General features: G+C 29.9%; 17 protein-coding genes. 2 read left to right on the top strand and 15 right to left on the bottom strand.

Going from position 1 to position 22,074, the window contains the following annotated elements:
- Window positions 1-6 precede the first annotated feature (6 nt).
- The 4 genes from accC to nrdD form a co-directional block, all read right to left on the bottom strand.
- Window positions 7-1,368 carry an acetyl-CoA carboxylase biotin carboxylase subunit gene (accC, locus tag BMY82_RS06180; protein ID WP_091975690.1) on the bottom strand — a complete coding sequence of 454 codons (1,362 nt, stop codon included), beginning with the start codon at window positions 1,366-1,368 and terminating at the stop codon, window positions 7-9.
- The gene (locus BMY82_RS06175; protein ID WP_091975689.1) at window positions 1,369-1,863 is read right to left on the bottom strand and encodes an acetyl-CoA carboxylase biotin carboxyl carrier protein; all 495 of its coding nucleotides are present in this window, start codon (window positions 1,861-1,863) and stop codon (window positions 1,369-1,371) included.
- A gap of 365 nt (window positions 1,864-2,228) precedes the next feature.
- Window positions 2,229-2,744 carry an anaerobic ribonucleoside-triphosphate reductase activating protein gene (gene nrdG / locus BMY82_RS06170; protein ID WP_091975688.1) on the bottom strand — a complete coding sequence of 172 codons (516 nt, stop codon included), beginning with the start codon at window positions 2,742-2,744 and terminating at the stop codon, window positions 2,229-2,231.
- Window positions 2,745-3,062: 318 nt separating this feature from the next.
- Window positions 3,063-5,183, bottom strand: coding sequence for an anaerobic ribonucleoside-triphosphate reductase (gene nrdD / locus BMY82_RS06165; protein ID WP_091975687.1), 2,121 nt, complete (start codon window positions 5,181-5,183; stop codon window positions 3,063-3,065).
- A gap of 1,053 nt (window positions 5,184-6,236) precedes the next feature.
- Here nrdD and BMY82_RS06160 point away from each other — a divergent pair.
- Window positions 6,237-6,734, top strand: a complete 498-nt coding sequence (locus BMY82_RS06160; protein ID WP_091975686.1) for a prolyl-tRNA synthetase associated domain-containing protein — start codon at window positions 6,237-6,239, stop codon at window positions 6,732-6,734.
- 96 nt (window positions 6,735-6,830) lie between these two features.
- Here BMY82_RS06160 and BMY82_RS06155 read toward each other — a convergent pair whose 3' ends face one another.
- The 4 genes from BMY82_RS06155 to mutS form a co-directional block, all read right to left on the bottom strand.
- Window positions 6,831-8,114, bottom strand: coding sequence for a methionine gamma-lyase family protein (locus BMY82_RS06155; protein ID WP_091975685.1), 1,284 nt, complete (start codon window positions 8,112-8,114; stop codon window positions 6,831-6,833).
- A 211-nt stretch (window positions 8,115-8,325) separates the two neighbouring features.
- A complete protein-coding gene (miaA, locus tag BMY82_RS06150; RefSeq protein WP_091975684.1) occupies window positions 8,326-9,252 on the bottom strand; it encodes a tRNA (adenosine(37)-N6)-dimethylallyltransferase MiaA in 927 nt (308 codons plus the stop codon).
- Between the two features lie 214 nt (window positions 9,253-9,466).
- Window positions 9,467-11,518 (bottom strand): DNA mismatch repair endonuclease MutL, encoded by a 2,052-nt coding sequence (gene mutL / locus BMY82_RS06145; RefSeq protein ID WP_091975683.1) that lies wholly within the window; start codon window positions 11,516-11,518, stop codon window positions 9,467-9,469.
- Between the two features lie 18 nt (window positions 11,519-11,536).
- Window positions 11,537-14,362 carry a DNA mismatch repair protein MutS gene (gene mutS, locus BMY82_RS06140; protein ID WP_091975682.1) on the bottom strand — a complete coding sequence of 942 codons (2,826 nt, stop codon included), beginning with the start codon at window positions 14,360-14,362 and terminating at the stop codon, window positions 11,537-11,539.
- Between the two features lie 144 nt (window positions 14,363-14,506).
- Here mutS and BMY82_RS06135 point away from each other — a divergent pair, with 144 nt between their 5' ends.
- Window positions 14,507-15,073 (top strand): HD domain-containing protein, encoded by a 567-nt coding sequence (locus BMY82_RS06135; protein WP_091975681.1) that lies wholly within the window; start codon window positions 14,507-14,509, stop codon window positions 15,071-15,073.
- Window positions 15,074-15,205: 132 nt separating this feature from the next.
- Here BMY82_RS06135 and BMY82_RS06130 read toward each other — a convergent pair whose 3' ends face one another.
- The 7 genes from BMY82_RS06130 to BMY82_RS06100 all read right to left on the bottom strand — a co-directional run bounded on the left by BMY82_RS06130 (window position 15,206) and on the right by BMY82_RS06100 (window position 21,854).
- Window positions 15,206-17,071, bottom strand: a complete 1,866-nt coding sequence (locus BMY82_RS06130; RefSeq protein WP_091975680.1) for a cell wall-binding repeat-containing protein — start codon at window positions 17,069-17,071, stop codon at window positions 15,206-15,208.
- A gap of 586 nt (window positions 17,072-17,657) precedes the next feature.
- Window positions 17,658-18,377 carry an ABC transporter ATP-binding protein gene (locus BMY82_RS06125; RefSeq protein WP_091975679.1) on the bottom strand — a complete coding sequence of 240 codons (720 nt, stop codon included), beginning with the start codon at window positions 18,375-18,377 and terminating at the stop codon, window positions 17,658-17,660.
- On the bottom strand, window positions 18,352-19,374 hold the full coding sequence (locus BMY82_RS06120) for an ABC transporter substrate-binding protein (RefSeq protein ID WP_091975678.1): 1,023 nt from the start codon (window positions 19,372-19,374) through the stop codon (window positions 18,352-18,354). Before BMY82_RS06120 ends, BMY82_RS06125 begins: the two co-directional genes overlap by 26 nt.
- Window positions 19,375-19,414: 40 nt before the next feature.
- On the bottom strand, window positions 19,415-20,176 hold the full coding sequence (locus BMY82_RS06115; RefSeq protein WP_091975677.1) for an ABC transporter permease: 762 nt from the start codon (window positions 20,174-20,176) through the stop codon (window positions 19,415-19,417).
- Window positions 20,151-20,441, bottom strand: a complete 291-nt coding sequence (locus BMY82_RS06110) for an MTH1187 family thiamine-binding protein (protein ID WP_091975676.1) — start codon at window positions 20,439-20,441, stop codon at window positions 20,151-20,153. Before BMY82_RS06110 ends, BMY82_RS06115 begins: the two co-directional genes overlap by 26 nt.
- 156 nt (window positions 20,442-20,597) lie before the next feature.
- A complete protein-coding gene (locus BMY82_RS06105; RefSeq protein ID WP_091975675.1) occupies window positions 20,598-21,212 on the bottom strand; it encodes an NUDIX hydrolase in 615 nt (204 codons plus the stop codon).
- A gap of 66 nt (window positions 21,213-21,278) precedes the next feature.
- The gene (locus BMY82_RS06100; RefSeq protein ID WP_091975674.1) at window positions 21,279-21,854 is read right to left on the bottom strand and encodes a recombinase family protein; all 576 of its coding nucleotides are present in this window, start codon (window positions 21,852-21,854) and stop codon (window positions 21,279-21,281) included.
- Window positions 21,855-22,074 lie beyond the last annotated feature (220 nt).

The raw sequence follows: 22,074 nt of genomic DNA, 5'->3' as shown, positions 1-22,074 counted from the left end.
TAATCACTATTCTCCTTCTCTTCTCACCTTATCTTCTAAAAATGAAGTAGAATAATTATTTTGAATATAGTCAATGTCGTTCATTATCATTTTGTTAAACTTAATATTTGTTTTTACACCCTCAACTATAAATTCATCTAAGGCTCTGTCCATTATATTAATAGCCTCTTCCCTTGTTTTACCAAAGCAAATTACCTTAGCCAACATTGAATCGTAAAAAGGTGAAATATCATAACCTTGGTATATAGAACTGTCTACCCTTACTCCATATCCTCCAGGAATATTCAAGCAATCAATTTTTCCTACACTAGGAATGAAGTTTCTATCAGAGTCATATGCATTTATTCTACATTCTATTGCACAACCTTCTATTTTTATATCATCCTGTTTGTAAGATAACTTCTTTTTTGAAGCAATATTTATTTGCTCCTTTACTATATCAATACCTGTTACCATTTCTGTTACTGGATGTTCTACCTGAATTCTAGTATTCATTTCCATAAAGAATACTTCATTGTTTTCAGACACCAAATATTCAATTGTACCAACATTGCTATATCCTACATATTTAGCGGCTTTTATAGATATCTCATAAAGTTTATCCATTATTTCTTTTGAAATAGCAGTTGGAGGAGCTTCTTCAATTACCTTTTGATGATTCATCTGAATAGAGCAATCTCTAGCACCTAAATGAATAACATTTCCAAACTCATCTGCCAAAATTTGAACTTCAATGTGTCTCGGTTTTACAATATATTTTTCAATATACAAAGCTCCATCACCAAATGCGTTTTCAGCTTCTTTTTTAGCAGCTTTAAAACTATTTTCCAACTCATCTTCGGAATTTATAATTCTCATTCCTTTTCCGCCACCACCAGATCTTGCTTTCACAATTACTGGGTAGCCGATTTTTCTTGAAATTTCCTTTGCCAAAGCAACTGTTTCCACAATCCCATCGCTTCCAGGAACAACTGGAATATCTATACTTTGCATCATCTTTTTAGATACATCTTTATTGCCCATAAGTCCTATTACCTTACTGCTTGGACCTATAAATTTTATATTATATATTTCACACAGCTTAGCAAATTCAGGATCTTCTGCTAAAAATCCAAAACCAGGATGAATTGCATCTGCACCAGTAACAATTGCTGCATTAATAATTTGTATTTTATTTAAATAACTTTCTTTTGCATTTTTAGGACCAACACATATACACTCATCAGCAATTCTAGTATGAAGGGACTCCCTATCTACTTCTGAAAATACAGCCACGCTCTTTATTCCCATATCTTTTAAGCTTCTAATTATTCTTACAGCTATTTCGCCTCTATTGGCTATCAACACTTTTTTTATTTTATTCGGCAACTAAATCACCTTCACTTCAAATAGAGCCTGTCCAAACTCAACTACTTCCTCATCATCAGCTAAAACCTTCTTTATTTCACAATCAAAGGGAGACTTCATCTCATTTAATAATTTCATTGACTCTATAATTCCTATGACATCACCCTTTTTGACCTTGCTTCCTACTTTGACAAACTCTTCTTCATCAGGGGCTGGTTTTCTATAAAAAGTTCCTATCATATTTGCTGTTATTTTTTCTGTATCTAGACCTATATCTAAATCTTTCTTTAAACTAAAATCCACTTCTTCATTTTTATTTTCTATAGCATTTACTGAAGCAATATCCACCTTATCATTAGAATCACTTTGACCCTTAAAATGTTTTTCATTTTCATGAGCTTTTACTTCAATATTCTTTACCAATCTAATTCTTTCATTACAAGAACTATACTCAAGTTCTTGTATATTCTTGTCATTTAATATAACTGCTAATTCATTTATAAAATCTATATCCATAAAATCCTCTCCTTTTTATTTTGAGTATCAAAATATTCTAATTGGATTATAATACCTAAGAAAAAATATGTCAACCTCTATTTTTATATTTTAAAATATGTTTTTATTAAGTTCTAATTAAGATTTCATTTAGATAAGCCTTTATAATCTAGAGCTTACAAGGATTATAGAGTTTTGATTAATATATTCTATAAAAATATATTTTACATATTATTTTTAATCATATATTTAAAAAACAAATTAAAAATAAATCGCTTCACAGAAATAGTTTTGTTAGCAAAGTATTCTTAGAAAGTTTTTATAAAATCAAAAAAATAGTAGAGATAAAATAATTACTTCTATCTCTACTATAAAACAATTTATATTTATACATTTTCTTTTACTTTATAATTTACTATCTCACCTTTTTTAAGTGTTTCCTGAACATCTATTACTCTCTGGTTTTCAGATCCTCTGTATTTCAATTTAATATTTCTCAGTTCTTTTTTAAATGGTCCATCTATTAATACGTCTACATACTCTATAATCTTTTTCTTTTTATCATTTTCCATAGCTTCTTCAAATAAATCTCCTGTCCATAACCAGATAGTTTTTTCTGGAAATTCTTTTTTTATTCTTTTAAGAAGCTTTACCAAACTGTCGTCCATAGTCTGTTGTAGTGGCTCTCCACCAAGAACATTTATTCCAACAACCATTGGATTGGAAACATACTTTACAAATTCATCTTCTGTTTTATCAGTCCACAAATCGCCATGTTCAAAATCCTGAAGTTCTTTGTTAAAACAATCTTCACAGTTATGAGTACAACCTGAAACAAAAATAGTAGTTCTTACTCCTGGACCATTTGTAACATCATATTTTCTTATTTTACTATATCTCATCTAAATCCCCCTAAGTTAAAATCGGATAAAATTTTTATCTGATTTTTATACCTTTTAATTATATGTCAACACTCTTTTTGCTAAAAGCAGCAAGTTAAACGCATCTTTCTAGATTATACCATGTCTTTTTAAGATTTTTTTTCATTTATATTAATTTCAAATAATATTTATAGTAATACTTTTAGCAGGCATGGTATTTTTCATATGTAAAAAGGGTACCTCGTTATTAAACTCTGTACCCTTTTTGTTAAATTTTCTTTGTTCTTTTAAGTTTTTGTTTTTCTATTCGCTATATTGTTCTATGTTTTTTAATCGTTTTTATAAGTGAAGTACTCTATCTCCTATTTCCTGAGTACGTCCCTTGTTCCAGAAATTAGTTCCAATATATCCACAAGTACGTCTCATAACCTGCATTTCATCTGGATTTCTATTTCCACATGAAGGACAATACCATTCAAGATTTTCATCTAACTGTATTTCACCTGTATATCCACAAGAGTAGCATACGTCTGGCTTAGTATTTATTTCAGCGTACTGAATATTATGGTATATAAAGTTAATTATCTGTTCTACTGCGTCTAGATTCTTACTCATATCAGGTACTTCTATATATGATATACAACCACCAGTAGATATACCATGGAAAGGAGCTTCAAACTTAAGTTTACTGAAGGCATCTATTTCTTCACATACATTTACATGATATGAATTTGTATAATAAAGTTTATCTGTTACACCTTCTATTTCTCCAAATCTTGCTTTATCTATTCTACAGAATCTATATACAAGTGATTCTGCTGGAGTTCCGTATAAACTAAATCCAAGTCCTGTTTCTGTTCTCCATCTATCACAGGCATCTTTCATATGCTGCATTACATCCATTGCAAATTTCTGTCCTTCAGGAGTTGTGTGGCTCACTCCAAGCATTGAGTACACCATTTCATAAATACCTACATAACCAAGAGATAAAGTTGAGTAACCGTCCATTAGAAGCTTGTCTATTTTTTCACCCTTATTTAATCTTGATATAGCTCCGTGTTGCCAGTGTATAGGAGATACATCTGATAAAGTTCCTTTTAGCATATTATGTCTGCATAAAAGTGCTTCCTTACACAATTCTAGCCTTTGATCAAATATATTCCAGAACTGTCCCATTTTACCATCTGATAAAATAGCTATCTGAGGAAGATTTAAAGATACAACCCCCTGATTGAATCTTCCATACCACTTGTAGTTTCCGTTTTCGTCCTTCCAAGGTGAAAGGTGTGATCTACAGCCCATAGGTGGGAATGTACATCCTGCATAGTTCTGTCTCATTATCTTTGCACTCTGATAGTCTGGAACTAATCTCTTAGCAGTACACTCTGCGGCTAACTTTGTTATATAGTCATACTTTCCACCTTCTAGACAATTATTTTCATCTAATAGGTAAACTAACTTAGGAAATGCCTCTCCGACATTTTGTCCCTTATAGTTTTTCATTCCCTCTAGTCTCTGGCGTATCATTTCTTCGCAAATAAGTGCCATTTCTCTTTCATATTCACTACCTTCTTCAATTTCAAGATATATAGTTGCAAATGGTGCTTGACCATTAGTTGTCATTAAAGTAGATAGCTGATATCTTATTGTCTGAACACCGTCTTTTAAATCTTTGAACATCATGTCTTCAGATATTTCTTCAGCTAATTTTTCATCATTATATTTCTCAAAGTATAGTTTATAAAACTTTTCTTTTGTTCTTCTTAGATAAGGGGCAAGATGCTTGATAGTGATACTCTGTCCACCATACTGATTACTTGCTACCTGAGCCATTATCTGAGTAGTTACAGTACATGCAGTAGAAAATGACTTTGGGCTTTCTACCATTTTTTCATTTATTACTGTACCGTTATCTAACATATCTTGTATATTTATTAAACAGCAGTTAAATATAGGCTGTAGTGTATAGTCCATATCATGCCAGTGTATAGCACCTTCATCATGAGCTTGAACTATATGTGGTGGTATTAACTTTCTTCTAGCAATGTCCTTAGATACTTCCCCTGCAATTAAGTCTCTCTGTGTAGAACATATTACAGCGTTCTTGTTAGAATTTTCCATCATTATGTCTTCATTTGATTTTCTCATTAGTTTCATAATTGATTCGTCAGTAGTATTTACTTGTCTTTTAAACTGCTGAACAGCTCTATAACCTTCATATGCTCTAGCTGTTTCACTATGATCATAGTGAATTAGTCTATCGTAAACATATCCTTCTATTTTATATATTGTAGGTGTTTCATTTAGCTCTAAAAAGTGACTTTCGCAATCTCTTGAAACAGCATCTGCTATGTCTGGATGATAAAGACCACTCCCATTTTTCATAGCCTTCTCTACTGCTATTCTTATTTTAGACCTGTCAAAAGGAACAGAAGTTCCATCTCTTTTGATTACATACATTAATACTCACTCGCTTTCTTAAATACTTATGGCTGCTTTCAAATTTTTTATAAAAGTTAATAATTGCATATTTTTTGAAAGCATATTCATTTTTGTTTTTATATTGATATTTTAACTTTTTTTGTAAAAATAAATCTTATTTTTTACATGTTAATAATTCATAATAAATGAAAACACTCTTACAGCTATTTTACGCTTAGATACCATCAAAATGCCCATGGTATGTGTTGTCAACTATTATGAAGCACTACACAATATATAGAAGATTTTTCATCTCTCAATACAATATGTTGTGTCTCTACGCTATTAAGTATACGTTATTTTCTAGAATAAAACAAGAGCGTTTTTTCCAATTTTTCATTTGACAAAACCTAAAAACTTAATCTATATGGTATCAATATTATATGAACATATAGTATTAAAGATATATCCCTTTTTAGACCTTAAAATACATAAGAAAAATAACTTCAAAAAAAAATAAAAAATTTATTTTAAACTTTTACACATATAGTGGCTCTTAATATAAAAAGACCAGTTATCAATACTATATATAGTTTTATGCAAAAATATATCCCTTTGATTTTGCCATCTTATTAGCAATGTGTGTATATTTTGAATAAACACACTACTTATAGATATTTTGCAAGTTTATTTTTAAATCTTTCATTTTTACACTTATAATTTTGCATAGATTTGTTCTTGCTTGATTATAGCATTATTTTACAGATCCCTAAAATCTGTTTTTTACTATCTTATAATACATATATATATTTTTACCCAAAAATTAGAACTTTATAGTCAAAGTAGACTTTTAGCTATAATAGTTGTATATTCTTAGAAAAAACTGTTATTTATCCAACATTTTTTCAAAAGTATTTACTAAATTTTATCTTATAATATATACTATTTTTCTCTATTTCGATAAAAATACATAGCTTTTTATGTGGTTTAGAGTTAATTTTCTTCATTGTATCTTATAATGCAATATGTTATAATTTCATTATAAGTAAAATTTAACAAAGTAATTATTAATTAATTTATAGGAGGCAATACATGGAAATTTTAGAAAATGAACAAAAAGTTTATGATAAGCTCGATGAACTTGGTATCGAATACTCTGTTATCGAACACGATCCAGTTTTTACGGCTGCTGAGTTAGAGTCTATTAAAGATAGAACTCATGGTATACACTGTAAAAACTTATTTCTAAGAAATGCAAAAGGAAATAAGTATTACCTTATAACTGCAGAAGATACTGCAGAGGTTGATATCAAAGATGTAAGAGACAAAATTGGCTCTACTAGACTATCTTTTGCATCACCAGAAAGACTTATGAAGGTACTTAATCTTACTCCAGGATCTGTAAATCCATTTTCTCTGATTAATGATACAGAAAAACAAGTTACTTTTTATTTAGATAAAAATGTAATGAATGGAGAGGATTTAAATTTCCATCCTAATGTTAATCACAAAATGGTTACCATATCTTTAGATGGTTTAAAGAAATACCTTGCAAGTATTGGAATAATAATAAATCCGATTGAGTTATAAAATTTTAAAACCATATAAATCAATAAAAAGCCGATTATTTGTTAATCGGCTTTTTATATATTAATTAATAATTAAAGCTATAATTAAATTCATAATTTACTCTTTGTCAAGTATTCCCATTCTTTCAAGTGCTTTTAAAGAACCCATCTTAGAGTGATCATATGTCATACCACCTTGGAAGTATACATTATATGGTTCTCTTATAGGAGCATCTGCACTAAGTTCTATTGAAGAACCTTGAACAAAGGCACCTGCAGCCATTATTACCTCATCATCATATCCCGGCATAGCCCATGGAATAGGTGTAACGAATGAATCCACTGGCGCTGCTGCCTGTACTCCCTCACAGAATTTAATAACTTCTTCTGCACCATGAAGCTGAACTATCTGTATAATGTCACTTCTTTCATCATCGTACTTTGGATTTACCTTATATCCTAATTTTTCATACAATCTAGCACAAAATACTGCTCCCATAACAGCTTGAGAAACTACATACGGAGCTTGGAACAAGCCCTGTAATATGTTTCTTGTTGTACCAAACATTAAACCACATTCCTTACCAATACCTGGTGAAGTAAGTCTATATGAAATTAATTCTACTAATTCCTTTTTACCTACAATATATCCTCCTGCAAGAGCTAGACCACCTCCTGGATTTTTAATTAAAGATCCAGCGATTACATCTGCTCCTACATCTGTAGGTTCTTTTGTTTCAAGAAATTCACCATAGCAATTATCTACCATTACAATTAAATCTTCTCTTACTGATTTTACTGCCTTTATTGCTTCTTCAATATCTTTGATACTTAGTGATTTTCTCCATGCATAACCCTTTGATCTCTGAAGTATAACAAGTTTAGTTTTTTCATTAATAGCAGCTTTAGCTCCTTCAAGATCTATATTTCCATCTTCTAAAAATTCTACCTGTTTATAAGTTACTCCAAACTCTTTAAGACATCCTACTTCTTCTCTAATACCTATTACTCCCTGAAGAGTATCATAAGGTGCAGATGTAATTGAAAGAATCTCATCTCCAGGTCTCACAATTCCCTGTATAGTAAGAGAAAGAGCGTGAGTACCATTTACTATCTGAGGTCTTACTAAAGCATCTTCTGTGTGAAATACCCTTGCATATATCTCTTCAACTTTTTCTCTACCTAAGTCATTATAGCCATATCCAGTAGTCCAGTTAAAGTGATTGTCACTTAATTGAGCTTCCTGCATTGCATTTAAAACCTTAAGCTGATTATACTCTCTTATCTCCCTCATCTTATTAAACTGAGGCTGTATATCCCGATCTACTTCCTTAGAAAGTTCAAATATATTCCTATCTATTCCGTAATTTTTCAATAATAATTCTTCTGTTTCTTTAAGCATTTTTATCCCCTTTTATCTTTATTTCGGCTTTAACTTTATTTTTGCATGTCTAAAATTCCTAAACAATACATCAAATATAAAAATACAATGTAATACTTAGGAATTTACTTTATTTATATGTATAAATAATATTTGCCGATTTTCTATTTATTTTGACAAAATTAAGACTTATAGGTTTTCCTATAAGCTTAATTTATCAATAACAAAGCAATTACTTTGCTATATATTCTTTTATTAATTTTATTTCTTCTTCAATATCTGTTATTTCATCTAAATCTATACAAAGAGCATCTTTATACTTTCTAAACCAAGTTAACTGTCTTTTAGCATATTTTCTTGAACTCTGTTTAATAATATCTTTTGTAGTTTCTAAATCTGCTTTTCCATCAAAGTAATCAAGTACTTCCTTGTACCCTATACCCTTCATTGAAACCATATCTTGAGTATATCCCATATCTTTTAACTTGCTTACTTCATCTAATAGTCCATCTTCAAACATAAGATCAACTCTTAAATTTATTCTTTCATATAAAATCTTTCTATCTCTATTTAATATTACTATCTTAGCATCTATTTTATCGTTTAATCTAAGGTCTTTTGAAAAGTCCCCTAATTCTCCGCCAAGTTTGTATATTTCAATGGCTCTGATAACCCTTTTAACATTATTGGGATGTATTCTCTCTGCTGATTCTGGAGAAAGTTCTTTAAGCATATTATGCATATATTCTTTCCCATTTTCATCATACAGTGCATACAGATCTTCTCTTAACTTTTCATCAGAATTAGAATTTCCAAAATCCATATCATATATAAGCGCATTTAAATAAAGACCTGTACCACCTGTTATTATAGGCAAATGACCTCTATTATGTATTTCTTCAATTAATCTTTCAGATTGCTCTTTAAAATCAGAAACTGAAAATTCTTCATCTGGATCGATAATATCTATCATATAGTGCTTTACACCTGACATTTCATCTTCTCTTACTTTGGCACTTCCTATATCCATATGCCTATATATCTGCATAGAATCCGCTGAAATAATTTCACCATCCAGTGCCTTTGCAAGCTCTACTGACAACTTTGTTTTTCCAACAGCAGTAGGTCCTGTTAATATAAGAACCGGTATCTTATTCATATTATCACCATCCTTTCTTATATATCTCCACTTTTATATTTTACTACATTTTTAAACTTTTACAATCCATTTGCCAAATTTCATAAAAACAATATATTTTTAGCTAAAATTAATATGTATATTGGATATATTTATCTATATTAAAATAGCAGCTTTTCTTCTTAATTTATAAATATATAAGCTATTTAAACATTTTTCTTATTTATAGTACTGTTTACATTTTTCTCTTAAACATCTTTTCAATATCGTATTTTGTCATCTTTACCATTATAGGTCTTCCATGCGGACAAGTATATGGATTGTCGCATTCTTTAAGTTGATTTACAAGTTCTACTGCTTCTTGATAACTAATTTTATCATTTGCTTTAATAGCTGATTTACATGCAATTTCAGCAATTTCATCATATTTAGTATCATAAATACTGCCTATTTTTTCTATATTATCTATAATTTCATAAATAAATCTCTGACTTTCAGGATTGCCAAACGTATTTGGAACCCCCCTTATACTAATATTTCTATGACCAAACTCTTCGATTATAAACCCAAATCTTTCAAAAAGATCAATGTTTTTTACTGTAATTGCCATATCACTTGGAGATAACTCCATAATAATCGGCTCCATAAGCATTTGTATACTTAAGGTATTACTTTTGAATTTTTCCATATATAGTTCAAATCTTATTCTTTCATGTGCAGCATGCTGGTCCATCATTATCATATCATCGCCTTTTGTAAAAAGAACATAAGTATCAAAAGCAATTCCCGTAAATTTAAGATTTTCAAAATCAGTATTTTTAGCAGCTTCCTCTTTAATAAAAGCTAACTGTTCTACTTCTTCTGAAGATTCTTTTATATCTTTCTCAACTTGACCATTTAAATTAACAAGTTTCTTTGTTTGATTTTCTAAATCAAAATCTGTAAATAACTCAGAATTGTCTTTATCAAACAATTCTTCTTTTTGGATTTTATTTTCATAATCAGAAAGACTTGTAAAACTATTGCTTTTTATTTCGGATAAATTCTCTATTTGCCCTTTTACTTCTTCATTTAAAAGATCATTTTTTATATGATTTTCAGTACTGCTATTTATATTTTTAGTATTCTTTGTTTCTATAAGGCTTTCTTCCTTACAAAGTTCATTAACTTCCTTTTTAGGGGTTACTAAAGTATTTATCTTTTCGTCTACACCACTATAGCTAAAACTATTAAAGCTTGCAGCCTTCGAGCTTGGACTATAAAGCCCGCTTTCTGACTTATTATACTTGCCTATAAGACTATTTTTCAACAAAACTCCCCTTATATAATCTTGTAATTCTGATAAAATCTCATTTTCCTTATTAAATTTAACCTCTAATTTATTAGGATGTATATTTACATCTATTGTTCCAGGATCCACTATTATATTTATAAAATATATTGGGAACTTATTTATAGGTATAATTGCCTTATAAGACTCATTTATTACATTCATTATGTTATTGCTTTTCACATATCTGCCATTTATAAAAATATGTTGTAAATTTCTATTTGAACGATACACATTATTGTTAGCAATATAACCCTGTATTTTAAAATATGTAGATTCATAATCTAGTTTTATAACATTGCTACTTACATCTTTACCATAGATTAGTCTAATCAAGTTAAAAAGACTTCCATCTCCAAGAGTTTCAAATACAGTTTTTTTATTGTTTATATACTTAAACCTTACTTGAGGATTACCTATAGCTAATTTATTCATAAGATTGGTTATAGCTAAAGCTTCAGATTGATTGGATTTTAAAAATTTTCTTCTTGCTGGTGTATTAAAAAATAAAGATTGAACACTTATTTGAGTTCCAGAATTTGCAGCTATAGCTTCTTTTAAACTGATTTTTCCGCCTTCTAGTATTATCTTTGTCGCTAAAAGAGCATCTTTTGTTTTTGTTATCATCTCTAATTTAGAGACAGCTGCTATAGAGGCTAGTGCCTCACCTCTAAATCCAAGAGAGTGAAGATCATAAAGATCTTCAGCTCTTGAAATTTTACTAGTTGCATGTCTCATAAAAGCCTTATTTATATCGTCATGCTCAATTCCACATCCATTATCTATTATTTTTATTAAATCTTTCCCACCATTTTCTATTTCTACAGTTATAAAATCAGCTCCTGCATCTATTGAGTTTTCTACAAGCTCTTTTATAATAGATGAAGGTCTTTCTATTACTTCACCTGCTGCTATTTTATTTATAGTACTATCATCTAAAACATTAATTTTCGGCATATATCCTCCTTAATTCAATTAATTACTAGATATTTCCTTTGCCTTTTTCTGCAAAGCATACATTTCGTTCATAATATCCAGTGGAGTTGAGTTCATCATATCTATAGAAAGTATTTCTTCTACAAACTCTTTATATTCTTTGTTTCCATCTGAACAAATTTCTTCAAAACTTATCTGCATTTCATTTACTTCAGCTTTCTTCTTTGCTTTTGTAGATTTCTTTTTATTGCTATCTTCAAATTTATCTATTTCTTTATTTTTTTCTTCTTTTTTCTCAAATTCTTTAATTACTTCTTTTCTAATATCTTCTTCTATTTCTTTTCTTATAGATTTTTTCAAACTTTCTATTCTATCAGCTTCTTTTTTATTTTCTAGAAGATGCGACTTTTTCTCTTGCTTTGAATTACTTATGCTAGATGAGTTTGATATATGATTTTTTTCTAGCTCTGTAAGTATGGAGTCTGCTCTATCTAAAACTTCATCAGGAAGCTTTGCAAGCCTTGCTACATAAATACCATAACTTCTATCTGCTGCAGACTGAACTATCTTTCTTAAGAAAACTATATTTTCTCCATCTTCTTTAACTTCTATAGAGTAATTTTTTATGGTGTCATATTTTCCCTCTAACTCAGTCAATTCGTGATAGTGTGTTGCAAATAGAGTTTTAGCACCTATTTTATCATGTATATATTCAACTATAGACCATGCAAGAGAAATACCATCATATGTACTTGTCCCTCTTCCAACTTCATCTAAAATTATTAAACTATTCTTGCTAGCATTTCTTAAAATATGGCTTACTTCATCCATTTCTACCATAAATGTAGACTGTCCCTGTGACAGATCATCACTTGCTCCTACTCTTGTAAAAATCCTATCTAGTATTGGTATGTCTGCATCACTTGCTGGTATAAAGCTTCCTATATGAGCCATAAGAGCTATTAGTGCTGTCTGTCTCATATATGTTGACTTACCCGACATATTAGGTCCTGTAATAATATTAATTATATTGTCTTCTGTAATTTCAGTATCATTTGATATAAAATTTTCTGAACCCATTATCTGTTCTATAACTGGATGTCTACCATCTTTTATCTTTAGTACACCTTCTGTATTTATTTTAGGTTTAACATAATTATTTTTACCTGCTACAATAGCATTTGAAAGATAAACATCTAATTCTGCTATTATAGCTGCAACTCTTTGTATTCTTTCTATATTATTATATATAATTGTTCTTATTTCTTTGAACATTTCATATTCTAAATTCTTTATTTTTTCTTCAGCATTTATTATCTTATCTTCTATTTCTTTTAATTCCGGTGTTATAAATCTTTCTGCATTGACAAGAGTTTGCTTTCTTATATAGCTTTCATCTAGCTTGGCTTGAAGAAGAGCTGCCTTAGTAATTTCGATATAATATCCAAATACTTTATTATATCCTATCTTAAGAGCTTTTGCCCCAGTTTTTTCCTTTTCTCTAAGCTCTATTTCTTTTATCATAGATGCACCGTTTTGAGAAATATTTCTAAGCTCTGAAAGTTCTTCACTATATTCACTCTTTATTATATTACCATCCTTTAGATTTAATGATGGTTCTTCCAAGATAGCCTCTTCTATTACTTGATAAATATCAACTAAGGGATCAATAGTTTCTGTAAAATTCACAAGAATTTCTGAACTAGAATTTTTTATAGTTTCCAAAACAGGCGGAATCATATTTATACTATTTTTTAAGTTTATAAGATCCTTTGGAGAAACTCTATCATAAGCAATTTTTGCACAAATTCTCTCTAAGTCAAATATATTAGATAGTCTGTCCTTCAGCTCTTCTCTTAATATAAAATCATTTTTTATAGCATCAGTTATCTCAAGTCTATAATCTATTTTTTTCTTATTTGTAAGAGGTTGTTCTATAAACTTTCTCAACATTCTCGCTCCCATTGGAGTAGACGTACTGTCTAATACCTGTAAAAGAGAGCCTTTTTTCTTTGAGCCTCTCATAGTTTTTGTAAGTTCCAAGTTCACTCTTGTAAACATATCTAGCGTCATATAATCACTAGAATTATAAACACTTATACTATTTATATTAGTAGAATTCAACATTTGAGTTTCTTTTATATAGTTTAAACATATGGATATTGATTTCTCTAACAACTCATCTCCTAAAATATCTTTTTTCTCAAGATAGTCGTCTTGAAAAATATCGTGGAGTACCTTTGTATCAAGTAGTCTATTATTAAAGTTTTCATTTCTAAATATATTTGCCATTTCACAAAGGCTTTTTATATCATCTATAAATATTTCGTCATTAGAAATAATTTCTGCGGGAGAAACTTTTGCTATTTCATCTTTTACTTTTTCTTTCTTTATCTTTGTTACATTAAGTTCTCCTGTACTAATGTCCACATATGTAATTGCAGCATCATTTTCTTTAAAGTAGACACTCATAAGATAGTTGTTTTGAGACTTTTCTAAAGAATCGTCATCTAATAATGTTCCTGGCGTTACTATCTTTACAACTTCTCTCTTTACAATTCCTTTTGCAGTTGCAGGATCTTCTACTTGTTCGCCTATTGCAACCTTGTAGCCTGCCTCTATTAATGTAGTTATATATGAAGATGCAGAATGGAAAGGAACTCCACACATAGGTGCTCTTTCTTCCAAACCGCATGCTTTTCCTGTCAATGTAATATTAAGTACTTTGGAAGCTAAAAGGGCATCATCAAAAAACATTTCATAGAAATCACCTAATCTATAAAACAAAATACAATCCTCGTACTCTTCCTTTGTTTCTAAATACTTCCTCATCATAGGAGAAAGCTTGTCTTTATCTATGTTCATCCTCTACCTCCGTATAGTTTATCTCGATATTATATTATACCATATAAGGGCAAACTAAATCACTTTGCTATGTTTAGAACTTGCTTTTATACTTGTCTTTGGTTTAAACTATTATATATAATTAAAATTTTGGAGGATAACTTTATGAAAGCCAAAAAACTACTTGAAATAGTAAGTTTAGCTGAAAAACTTAAAAACACCACTCGTCATTGTTATACATCTAGTGGTAGACATGAAAGTGTAGCAGAACACAGTTGGATGATGACTTTAATCGCCTTTTTTATGAAAGATGAATTTCCAGAAGCAGATATAGATAAAGTTATAAAAATGTGTATTATCCACGATTTAGGAGAATGCTTTATAGGTGATATTCCAGCATTTGAAAAGTCAAAAAATCAAGATAAATTAGAAGAAGACCTGTTATTTGACTGGCTAGAAAGCCTTCCTAGTGAATATAGACTAGAATTGAAAGAGCTATATACAGAGATGATTGAAAGAGAGACTATTGAATCTAAAATATATAAGGCAATAGACGGAATAGAAGCTGTAATACAACACAATCTATCTGATTTGTCTACATGGACCCCAGAAGAATATGATTTTAACCTTACCTATGCTAATGATAAAGTTGAATTTTCCAAATATATGATTGAATTAAGAACTTTAATAAGAAATCAATCTATTGAAAAAATTAATAAGGCAAAAAAATAAAACGGAAACTTTGATATGTGCTATCTTTACTCTATAAATTAGTTTAGATAGTGCATACTTTCAAATATCCGTTTTATTTTTATAATTTTTTTGTATTTTGTATATGAGCCTTGCTTTCTATAATAGATACTACTAAAGTTTATATAAAGATGATAAATCTTGATCAACTCTATCTATTAATCCCTCAGAATATGGATCATTTTCAACAACTAACATTTTCTTTTCAATGTCGCTTTCTGAAATTTGTGATAAGTCATTATGATCCATCTCACACCAGTTTGTATAGCCAGAAACATTAAATACTTCCCACTGTCCATCACAATATATCATAGTTTCCATATGACCTACACCATCTATATCTGTTCCCTCTATCTGGTATGCAGGTATTCCTAATAATAACATCGCTTGATTGTAAGTATATGTAAAAGCTTCACATACTCCAGTTTGGTACTTTGTTATTGAATATGGACTTCTTGCTCTTATATGATCGTGTACGTCTTTATTATATGGATATTTAACCTTTAGATATTGAGCAAACCTTACTGCCTTTTCTCTATCGCTTTTAAGATTTCTAACTCCAGAGTTATCTATTAAAGTCGCTACTTTTTCCATATTTCTAGCATATTCGTCTTTATCATACTTTTCTTTTGTATAATACTCCTGTCTAACTGACATCTTAATACTCATTTTATTAAATTGATCATGACCTTCGATTAATTTTTGTTTCATAGTAAATCCCATTCCATCTACTATTCTTTCAAGATTACTATTCGGTCTTATAGAATTAGTTACAACTACTTCGCCTGTTTCTAAGCCATTTTTTAAACCATTGAATATATATCTATTGTATTCATCTTGATTATTTAATACTATAATATCTTTTTTTGCTACATAAATTTTATTTAGAGTGTTATCAGATTTTAGATTTTTAATTTGATTTACGTCTGATACAAGTTTGTACCCACTCGGTAAATTACTTTCTATTTCTTTTAAATTATTATTGTAAACTTCAAATTCAGAATTTCTTAAATGTGCTCCAGATATATCAATAAAAACACACTTATAATTTGTTCTTGCTCCTTTTAAAAGTATACTTCCTTTAAAATTTCTTGCTTTTTCTATTTCTGATATTGTTTCATTAGATAATTGTCCACCTATTATATACTTAGATTGTATATTCGATAAATATCGTTCCTGATTAGGACTTAAATCCTTAACTAGCATCAAAGATACCTTTCCCCCAGAGTTGACTAGATTAATAGCTGATAAGGCATCGGCATAGTTCTCCCCTGTTGTAAGAGCTACTTTTTCAACACCATCACCCAGTTCCTTATTAATTACTTCACTAGTCGCGTATCTATTGTCTCCAGCCAGTCTTTTCCCGCCATTTTGTTTAACAGAATTCTCTCCGCCATAAGTATATACGACTTCTCTTTTCACCTTATATGGCTTTGAACCATCTACTAATTGAAGTCCTAAACCCTTATTTTTCAAAAGACTTGAGGCTGCTAAAGCATCTGGATAGTTTCTTCCATCTGCCACCCCTACTTTGGTATAATTAGCCTCTTTAAGAGTTTTTTCATTAGTCTCATATCTGTTATTCCCAGAAATTCTCACAACATTTGACACACTATTACGAATATTGTCTACAACGTGACCTCCCAGTGAGGCCTCTCCGCCAATTAAATACACTTTTTCAGGCTTAACATCGTCTAACAAGCCTGTTAAATCTGTGTTGTTACTTACTAAAATCAGCTTAGCATTATGACCGCTGGCAATATTATAAGCACTTAATGAGTCTGCAAACGAATAGGCACTGGCAACTACCATTATCTTTGAATCAACTAACTTAGAAGACTCAATAGAAGTTTCCACTCTTCCTTTTCCCCGTATTATTGAAGTACTTGAATCTGCATTTACACAGTTTCCAAATACAAGCACAGAAGTCATGGCAAGCGTTAAGGTCAAAACCTTTACAATATTTTTACTAACTTTCATCAACCTTCCCCCCAATTTTAACAAACATAATATAAATCTGATCAATTCAAGTTGAATAACATGTAGCAAAACATTAAGTAATTAATTTTATTAATTTCTATATTATAATATTTATCTAGCTTTTATGATTAAATTATAACATTTTAAAATTGAACTTTCAAGCTGATTTCCTATTTTTTTAAAACATATTGATGTTTTTGTTTTTGAATATATAGACATATTGCAATATAGCAATATTTATACATTTTAATTTCTTATTTAACTTAATATATTTATATATTGTAATATTGTACATTGAGATATGCTTTGCTAACACTATAATCTTTATTAGTCTTATTAATCATTTTTTTAAATATATTCTGATATTTTTTACAAATTTTAATTTAATTATAAATATTATTTTTTATTAATTAAAGATACTCACCTTAAACTTTTCTTCTAATCATCGATACTTGAAGATTTATTTATTTTTATATATGCCTATACTCTCTGCTATAAATTGTAATTAGAAAATAATTACTATATTTTTAACATAGTTCTTTGAAATAAAAAAGCAACCCATCATAACATAAGGGTTGCTTTTTAACTATTTAAGTAGTTCAATTATTTCTTCTTTTAATTTTTCTTTTTCCAATATATCTTTTTTATTAATATCTTTTACAAGATTAAATTCTTTTTTTACTGATGCTGGCTTACTAGATAAAACATATATTCTATCTGACAACATTATGGCTTCTTCGATATCATGAGTAATTAAAAGTATAGTTGAATTTACTTTCTTTCTTATATCTAAAAACCATTTTTGCAATGACATTTTTGTTATAGAGTCCAATGCCCCAAAGGGTTCATCTAGAAGCATTATGTCATTAGAATATACAAAAGTTCTTAAAAAGTTGGCTCTCTGCTTCATTCCACCTGATAGTTCATGTGGATAGCTATCTTCATAGCCTTCAAGATCGAAACTTTTAAAATACGGTCTCAACTCTTCCCTTGCAGTTTTCTTCTTAACTCCCTTTATTTGAAGGGGGAGTGCTACATTATCTAATATGCTCTTGTAAGGAAGAAGAAGATCCTTTTGATACATATAGCTTATCTCTCCGTCTTTTGAAAGCTCTCCTGATTCATATTCTGTAAGTCCAGTTATAATATTAAAAACAGTACTTTTACCGCATCCAGAAGGGCCTAGCAAAGAAACTAGTTCCCCTTCTTTCAAGCTTATATTTATGTCTTTTAATATTTCAGTATCTCCATATTTCTTACATATATTTTTTAATTCCAGTTTATTTCTGTTCTGGTAAGAATTCATTCGTAAATGCCTCTTTTATATTTAGATCTTTCTTTATTAATCCATTATCCTTCATGAACTTAGCATAGTTTTCCCATACAGAAGCCTTCATTTCACCCCATCTTGGAGCATCTGCCTTATACTGAGTAGATAAAAATTCCTGACTTGGTATTACAAGATTCTTATCCAGCTCTGGTACTTCCTTCATTAAAATCTCAGCAGATTCCTTTGGATGTTCTATTGCAAAATTATATCCTTCCGCAGTTGCTTTCATGAACTTCTTAACTAACTCTGGATCATCCTTTATTAGCTTGTCACTTGTTATAATAATTGGTGTGTAATAATCAAGTGCAGGATCTATATCCTTAACTGGTATATAATTTATAGGTTCATTAATTTCCTTAGCCTTAACACCATCCCAACCTTCAAATATCCAAGCTAAATCAATATTTTTCTTAGTCGCTGCAAAAAAATCATCTTGCCCAATATCTACTCTCTTTAGCTTGTTAAAGTCAGCTCCGTTTTTTTCCATTGCAAGCTTAATTATTGCTTCTTCAGATGGAGATCCCCATCCACCATATGTCTTTCCTTCAAAATCCTTAGGAGTTTTTATATTCTTTGATTCTGGTGAAGCAAATCCTGAAGTATTATGCTGTATTATTGCGGCTATTGCTGTTATAGGAAGCGGATCCTTTTCTCTTGTAAGAGCATAAGTAACGTCTTCCTGATAACTTACACCAAAATCAGCCTTTCCACTTGCAACAAGTGTAGCTGAATCACCATCAGAAGGTTGTACTATTTCAACATCTAAACCTTGCTTTTTATAATATCCCTTTTCTTTTGCTACATATATTCCTGTATGATTAGTATTCGGAGTATAATCTAGCATCAAAGTAACTTTCTGAAGCTTTTCAGGAGCCTTTTCTGATGCCTCCTCCTTATCGCCTGTACACCCTGATAATAATGAAATGCTCAGGACTCCTACTAAAGCTAATGATAACATCTTTTTTATCTTCATTTTTTCCTCCTCGAAATATTACACATATTTATTTTTATAACTAATATTTTTTCAAAAGTAACTTTTTAAGCACTTTTATAAATACTACAAAAATCAAACTAAACGCCACTACCAGTATAGTACATGCAAAAACTTTATCCAATGCGTATGAACTTTTTGCTCTTACCATATACACTCCAAGACCAGCACTTCCTCCTAGCCATTCAGCAACTGTTGCTGCAACAAATGCGTATGTAGAAGAAATCGTAAGTCCTGTAAATAGTTTATCCAATGACATTGGGAATTTAAGATGAATAAAGGTTTTCACCTTGCTTGCTTTCATTATCTTAAAAAGATTAAGATAATCTCTGTCAATTCCATCTATACCATCTGTAAAGTTAATTAATATTGGAAAGAAACACGTAAGGACTACACATAAAACTTTTGATTTTATTCCAAAACCAAACCATATTACAAGAAGCGGTGCTATTGTAATAGTAGGAATCATCTGTGTTATATACATTAAAGGATATAAACACTTTTTTACAATCGGTATAAAATCCATAATTGTTCCTATAATAAGTGCTATTGCCACTGAAATAGATAAACCAATAATAGTTTCAGTTAGGGTTACCTTGCTATGCATTAAAAGAACCTTCCAATCCGATTGAAACTCCTTTATGATATCTAGTGGAGTTGGGATTAAATACGAAGGAACCTTCATAGCCGTTACAGAAATCTGCCATATTATAAGAATCGAAAAAAATGTAGCTATAGGGTAAAGACTATCTTTTATCCTACTTGTGATTCTTAAGTTTTTCATCTATAGTAATTCCACCCTTTTTCTGGTCAACTCTGAATATAGTAATTACTCTCTCACAGCCCAATTCAAATGGAAGTTGATGAACCTTTTTGCAAAGCTCAAAAACATCATCTAGTTCTCCTTCTACTGTAGTGCTATTAGCACCTAGTTCACTTTTTAGTCCGCTTTTTTCTATTAGTTCTATACAAGCATCTACGACCTTGTACATTTCTTCCTCACTTCCATAAGGTCTTAGCGGCATTACAGCTATATCTGCTATAACCATTATATCATCTCCTATTCTTTTTTGTTATAAAATAAAATGCCCCACAAGTGTGAGACATATAAATTCCTACACTGGCATTATCCAATGGGTTTAAGGGTCGAAAAAATTCCTCTCAGCAAAAGCTCCCCTATTTGTTTAATTTTTATACCAAGCCTATTATAACATAGAATTTAATTTTTTAACAAAATTTCTAGCTATATTTGCAGTTATCCCCCATATTAATTTGTTTTCATATTCATAAAAATATACTGGATAACTTGGAGTTCCCCATTTATAAGCTTGTGGTATACTCATTCTATTGTATGGAAAATCATCGTCTGGCATAACTGTTACTTTATTTGTATATTCTTCTGGAACTGTTTCAAGAAAATATTTTAATGGGACACAGAAAATAGAATCTACTTCATCATTTTTTACATTTAAATCAATGCTATTATCTACTTCTGCAAGAAAACAATGTATCAAAGCTCTTGTAGGAGAAAGATAGGTGTCTATTTCAGATACTATTCTAAGTTTATCTTCACTACACATCAATTCTTCGCAAAACTCTCTTATAGCTGCATCTTTTGCCCTCTCTCCACTTTCTATTTTACCTCCAGGAAAAGATATTTCTCCAGGTTGATGTCGCAACTTTTTGGATCTTACTTCAAAAATAAAGTTACATACTCCATCTATATATATTATTGGAACAACTACAGATGCATGTATTACATTGTCAGCCCCTATCAAAGAAGGAACATATTCTCCAAACAAAACATCAAAGTCCACCATAAAATCACCTCTATATTTAAAAATAAAGGACTAAAATATTCATTCCAGTCCTCTAAAATTACACTATTAATCATTATTAATTTTTTTTGCCTTTTTAGCTCTTATTAAAGTACTTTTGGAAATACCCGTCATTTCTTCTACTTTTCTATATGAATATGAGTTAAGCATATTAAGTGCTTCATCTATAGTTTCTTGAGAATACTTTTTAGGTCTTCCTTCTCTAAAACCACTTGATTTTTTAGCTTTATTTTTTCCAGTTTGAATTCTTTCAACAAGAAGTGCTTTGTCAAATTCGCTAATTGCAGCAAAGGTATCATAAATGACATTTCCTAAAATTGAATTATCTATAAGTCCTATATTAAGAATATGAAGATCTACATTCTTCTCCCTAAGTTCTTTTACTATTTTACAAGCATCCTCTATTGATTTTGCAAATCTATCAAGACTCGTTACTACTAAAGTATCCCCCGATTGTATTTCGTCCATAAGCTTTTCAAACTCAGGTTTTATATTCATATCTAAAGTTTTTTCATTATAAATGATACTGTCAAAGTATCTTTCTTGAATTCTATTTTTTTGATCTTCCAAATAGCCTTGCTCTATCTGCTTTGGTGTAGTTGCTCGACAATAACCATAAATCATAAGCTTCACCTCCAGTTCTTGTGTTCATTAATTGTATCCATTAGTGTCACTACATGATTTTTAAAGTTATGTACTAACTTTTACATAGTTTCAAAAGTAATGACTTGTGATACTTTTTATTATACCATATATAAAAGTTATAAAACAGATGTAATTATTAAAAAAACTTTTTTCTAATCTGATATCCTATCACTTTATAATCGTAACTTATAGTCATATA

Source organism: Peptostreptococcus russellii (genome assembly GCF_900110295.1).
Taxonomy (GTDB): domain Bacteria; phylum Bacillota; class Clostridia; order Peptostreptococcales; family Peptostreptococcaceae; genus Peptostreptococcus; species Peptostreptococcus russellii_A.
The sequence above is the reverse complement of the archived record's forward strand: the minus strand, read 5'-3'. Positions and strand labels throughout refer to the sequence as shown.

What these genes read in the sequence shown, in the direction of transcription:
- BMY82_RS06175 (WP_091975689.1), bottom strand. Translation starts at nt 1,863, where the DNA reads ATGGATATAGATTTTATAAATGAATTAGCAGTTATATTAAATGACAAG.
- nrdG (WP_091975688.1), bottom strand. Translation starts at nt 2,744, where the DNA reads ATGAGATATAGTAAAATAAGAAAATATGATGTTACAAATGGTCCAGGA.
- nrdD (WP_091975687.1), bottom strand. Translation starts at nt 5,183, where the DNA reads ATGTATGTAATCAAAAGAGATGGAACTTCTGTTCCTTTTGACAGGTCT.
- BMY82_RS06160 (WP_091975686.1), top strand. Translation starts at nt 6,237, where the DNA reads ATGGAAATTTTAGAAAATGAACAAAAAGTTTATGATAAGCTCGATGAA.
- BMY82_RS06155 (WP_091975685.1), bottom strand. Translation starts at nt 8,114, where the DNA reads ATGCTTAAAGAAACAGAAGAATTATTATTGAAAAATTACGGAATAGAT.
- miaA (WP_091975684.1), bottom strand. Translation starts at nt 9,252, where the DNA reads ATGAATAAGATACCGGTTCTTATATTAACAGGACCTACTGCTGTTGGA.
- mutL (WP_091975683.1), bottom strand. Translation starts at nt 11,518, where the DNA reads ATGCCGAAAATTAATGTTTTAGATGATAGTACTATAAATAAAATAGCA.
- mutS (WP_091975682.1), bottom strand. Translation starts at nt 14,362, where the DNA reads ATGAACATAGATAAAGACAAGCTTTCTCCTATGATGAGGAAGTATTTA.
- BMY82_RS06135 (WP_091975681.1), top strand. Translation starts at nt 14,507, where the DNA reads ATGAAAGCCAAAAAACTACTTGAAATAGTAAGTTTAGCTGAAAAACTT.
- BMY82_RS06130 (WP_091975680.1), bottom strand. Translation starts at nt 17,071, where the DNA reads ATGAAAGTTAGTAAAAATATTGTAAAGGTTTTGACCTTAACGCTTGCC.
- BMY82_RS06125 (WP_091975679.1), bottom strand. Translation starts at nt 18,377, where the DNA reads ATGAATTCTTACCAGAACAGAAATAAACTGGAATTAAAAAATATATGT.
- BMY82_RS06120 (WP_091975678.1), bottom strand. Translation starts at nt 19,374, where the DNA reads ATGAAGATAAAAAAGATGTTATCATTAGCTTTAGTAGGAGTCCTGAGC.
- BMY82_RS06115 (WP_091975677.1), bottom strand. Translation starts at nt 20,176, where the DNA reads ATGAAAAACTTAAGAATCACAAGTAGGATAAAAGATAGTCTTTACCCT.
- BMY82_RS06110 (WP_091975676.1), bottom strand. Translation starts at nt 20,441, where the DNA reads ATGGTTATAGCAGATATAGCTGTAATGCCGCTAAGACCTTATGGAAGT.
- BMY82_RS06105 (WP_091975675.1), bottom strand. Translation starts at nt 21,212, where the DNA reads ATGGTGGACTTTGATGTTTTGTTTGGAGAATATGTTCCTTCTTTGATA.
- BMY82_RS06100 (WP_091975674.1), bottom strand. Translation starts at nt 21,854, where the DNA reads ATGATTTATGGTTATTGTCGAGCAACTACACCAAAGCAGATAGAGCAA.